Genomic DNA, 3,639 nt, shown 5'->3' on the forward strand with positions numbered 1-3,639 from the left:
GCGCCGGCGATCGCGACGATCACCAGCACGTTCATGTCGAGGCGGCGGTGGCGGATGGCGCGCAACGCCTTGGGCAGGGTGATGGCCAGGCCCGCGGCCGCGGCCAGGGCGTAGAGCGCCATCGGCACGGGATGCGAAGGCCCCTCGTGCTCGCCGCCGAGCAGCGCATGCCGGAGGCTGCCGGACTCGATGACGTGCCACGCCAGCGCCAGCAGCAGCGCGCCGCCGCTGACGGCGGCGAGCCAGATCCGCTGCGTGCCCTGCGCCCCGGGGCCGACGGCGTCGGTCCATGGCTCGGCACGCATGCCGAGCGCGGCGATGGCCGCCTCGATTCGCCCCGACGCGGCCGCCTCGGAGGTCGCCTGGAGCACGAGGCGTTCGGCGAGCACGTCGAACTGGAGGTCGGTGACCCCCGGCATCCCGGTGAGCGCCTGCTGGATCGCCCGGACCTCCTCGGCACAGTGCAGACCGTGGACGCGATATCGGTGCGCAGTCATCGACACTACCCCTGGCTCCAGGCGCGACTGTGGCGAATTGCACAGTTGCACGATTGTGCAAGTGATGAGAACATCGCGCCGTGTCTGACCGCGTCGCCGACCTCGACTCCCACTGTCACCCCGGGGATCACGGGAACGAGCCGACGTTGACGACTGATGCCGCCGCCATCGAGCGGGCTGCGCGACTGTTCCGGGCCATCGGCGACGATGCCCGCCTCCGTCTGCTGGCCCGTCTCGCCAACGGACCGCACTGCGTGACCGCCCTGGCCACGGCCGAGGGCGACAGCCTCTCCACCATCTCGCAACGGCTGCGTGTCCTTCGCGCGGAGCACCTGCTCGTGCGCCGCCGCGAGGGCCGTCACATCACCTATGCACTCGCGGACGACCACGTGCTCGACATCGTCCGTAGCGCCCTGGCACATGCCGGGGAGGGCGTCTGACACACCTCCGTCCACGCGGCGCCAGCCGCCCCACCCCAAGGAGTCGAGCTCATGAGCGACCATCAGATTCACGCTGACCACCCGCACGCCCACGGCCCGGGCTGCGGCCACACCGCCGTCCTGCACGACGGCCACACGGACTACCTGCACGACGGGCACCTGCATCACCCGCACGAGGCCCACATCGACGAGCACGTGCTCGCCGTGTCCACGGCCAACCCCGCCGACTGCACGCCTGCCCACGCCTGCGGTGCGCACGCCGCCGACCACGTGCACGGCCCGAACTGCGGACACGAGGCCGTCCCGCACGGCGATCACGTCGACTACCTCGTCGACGGGCACCTGCATCACCCGCACGGGTCGCACTGCGACGACCACGGCGTGCTCGCCCTGGCCTGACCGGCCATTGACGTCAGCCGGGAGGGTCAGCGTTGGCCCGCATCCGACTCCCGACCGACGGCCGCATGTGCGGCAGTGTCACTCTCGTACGTGCCAGAGCAAGCCCCAAGGACTTGTCGGCGAGCGGTCTCTGTCCGCTCATGAACGTCCTGCGCGCCCCCACGAGCGGTCGCGCCCCAAGACACCACCCGTAGCAGCAACACCGTGCCGGGCCGCATGGCCTGATGACGCGCACCCGGTGCCCGCCCTTGCCTGCCCACGTGCACCTCGCAGGCCACTGGTTGGCGTGCGGCGGCCGTTCACGCCGCGGCCCCGACTGGTCGTGCGATGGTGCGTGAACCCGGACGGCACCCTGAGCCACCCTGCTGGTCTCTCAGGGGTAACACGCTCATGCTCGAGGCCCACAGGCTCTCCAAGCGGTACGGCGACGTCGTCGCGCTCGACTCCCTCACCCTCCGGGTCGCGCCGGGCGAAGTCTTCTGCCTGCTGGGCGCCAACGGGGCGGGCAAGACGACGACCATCAACCTGTTCCTGAACTTCATCGAGCCGTCCTCGGGCACGGCGACGATCGACGGGCTCGACGTGACACGGGCGCCGCTCGAGACCAAGCGAGTCCTGGCCTACATCCCGGAGACCGTGATGCTCTACCGGAACCTGACGGGCCTGGAGAATCTCGAGTACTTCGCCGCCCTGGCCGGGCGTGCGGACCACACACGCGCCGACCTGCTGCGGATGTTCCTCGAGGTGGGCCTCGGGGCCGAGGCCGCCTACCGCCGCGTCGGGACGTACTCCAAGGGCATGCGGCAGAAGGTCGGCATCGCGATTGCCCTGGCCAAGGGGGCCAAGGCCCTGCTCCTCGACGAGCCGACCTCCGGCCTCGACCCTCAGGCATCCAACGAGTTCTCTGCGCTGCTGACACGCCTGAGCGGCGAGGGCGTGGCCGTGCTCATGGCGACGCACGACCTGTTCCGCGCCAAGGAAAGTGGCACGCGCGTCGGGATCATGAAGCGGGGGGCCCTGGTGGCCGTCCACGGCACCGCCGAGTTCAGTCACACCGATCTCGAGCGGATCTACCTCGAACACATGCACGACTGACATGCTCACGACCATCGCCCGACGCGAGGTACGCGACCTGCTGCGAGACGGCCGGTTCCGTGTCCTCTCGGTCCTCACCGTGCTCGTGGCCCTGGTCGCGCTGGCTGCGGGGTGGAAGCAGTACCGCGACGTGAGCACCCAGCACGCGCAGGCACAGGCGGCCACACGGCAGCAGTGGGTGAGCCAACCGGAGAAGAACCCCCACTCGGCCGCGCACTATGGGGTCTACGCCTTCAAGCCCAAGAGCCAGCTCGCCGTGCTGGACACCGGCATCGACCCCTACGTCGGGGTGGCGACGTGGCTCGAGGCGCATCGCCAGAACGAAGCGGCGTATCGCCCAGCGCAGGACCGGACGGCGCTGCAGCGATTCGGCGAGCTCACCGGCGCGGAGGTCCTGCAGGTGCTCGTGCCGCTGTTCATCGTCCTGATGACGTTCTCGGCCTTCTCTGGCGAGCGAGAAGACGGCCTGACACGTCAGGTGCTGAGCCAGGGCGTGCCGCGCCGGGCCATGGCCCTCGGCAAGCTGCTCGGTATCGCCGCAGGCCTGCTCCTCGTGCTCCTGCCGGTGCTGGTGATGGCGACCGTGGCGCTCGCGCTGTCGAGCGGCGGCGTGCTCGCCAGCACGCCAGCACGCGCGGCCTGGATCGTGGCGACCTACGTTGTCCACGTGGTGATCGTGATCGCGGTGGGCCTGACCGTCTCGGCGATCGCCCCCTCGTCGCGCGTCGCCCTGGTGACGCTGCTGTCGCTCTGGTTCGTGAACAGTCTCGTGGCGCCGCGGGTCGTCGGCGACGTGGCCTCCGCGCTGTATCCCACGCCGTCGGCCCCGGAGTTCCGGCAGGCCCTGCAGCGCGATCTGGCGGACACGAGCCTGGTCGAGGCGCGGCTCGCACGACGCAAGGACGAGCTGCTGGCGCGCTACGGCGTGCCAACGGTCGACGCGCTGCCCGTGAGCTTCTCCGGTATCTCGCTGCAGGAGGGCGAGGAGCACGGCAACGAGGTCTTCGACCGGCACTACGGGCGCCTGCACGAGCAATACGCCCGCCAGGACGTCGTGTACCAGTGGGCGGGACTGGCGGCCCCGACACTGGCCGTGCGGTCCCTGTCGATGGCCCTGGCCGGAACCGACGGCCGGCACCACCGCGACTTCATCGGCGCAGCCGAGCAGTACCGCCGCGAGATGCAGCGGACCCTGAACGGTGATCTCG

Annotated in this window: 5 protein-coding genes; 4 read left to right on the forward strand and 1 reads right to left on the reverse strand. The window is 70.5% G+C overall.

Features of this window, described 5'->3' with window-relative positions:
• Window positions 1-497: cation transporter (locus ACIRDX_RS21580; RefSeq protein ID WP_396627489.1), on the reverse strand; the 497-nt coding region annotated here is incomplete at its 3' end.
• Between the two features lie 80 nt (window positions 498-577).
• Here ACIRDX_RS21580 and ACIRDX_RS21585 point away from each other — a divergent pair.
• From ACIRDX_RS21585 to ACIRDX_RS21600, 4 genes are all read left to right on the forward strand, one after another.
• A complete protein-coding gene (locus ACIRDX_RS21585) occupies window positions 578-937 on the forward strand; it encodes an ArsR/SmtB family transcription factor (protein WP_396627490.1) in 360 nt (119 codons plus the stop codon).
• Window positions 938-988: 51 nt separating this feature from the next.
• On the forward strand, window positions 989-1,336 hold the full coding sequence (locus tag ACIRDX_RS21590; protein ID WP_396627491.1) for a hypothetical protein: 348 nt from the start codon (window positions 989-991) through the stop codon (window positions 1,334-1,336).
• 390 nt (window positions 1,337-1,726) lie between these two features.
• Entirely contained in the window at window positions 1,727-2,431 is a 705-nt protein-coding gene (locus ACIRDX_RS21595; RefSeq protein WP_396627492.1) for an ABC transporter ATP-binding protein, read from the forward strand.
• Between the two features lies 1 nt (window position 2,432).
• Window positions 2,433-3,639 (forward strand): DUF3526 domain-containing protein (locus ACIRDX_RS21600; protein ID WP_396627493.1); only part of this gene is annotated, 1,207 nt, incomplete at its 3' end.

This window comes from Luteitalea sp. (assembly GCF_044337415.1).
In the GTDB taxonomy this organism is placed as follows: Bacteria; Acidobacteriota; Vicinamibacteria; order Vicinamibacterales; family Vicinamibacteraceae; genus Luteitalea.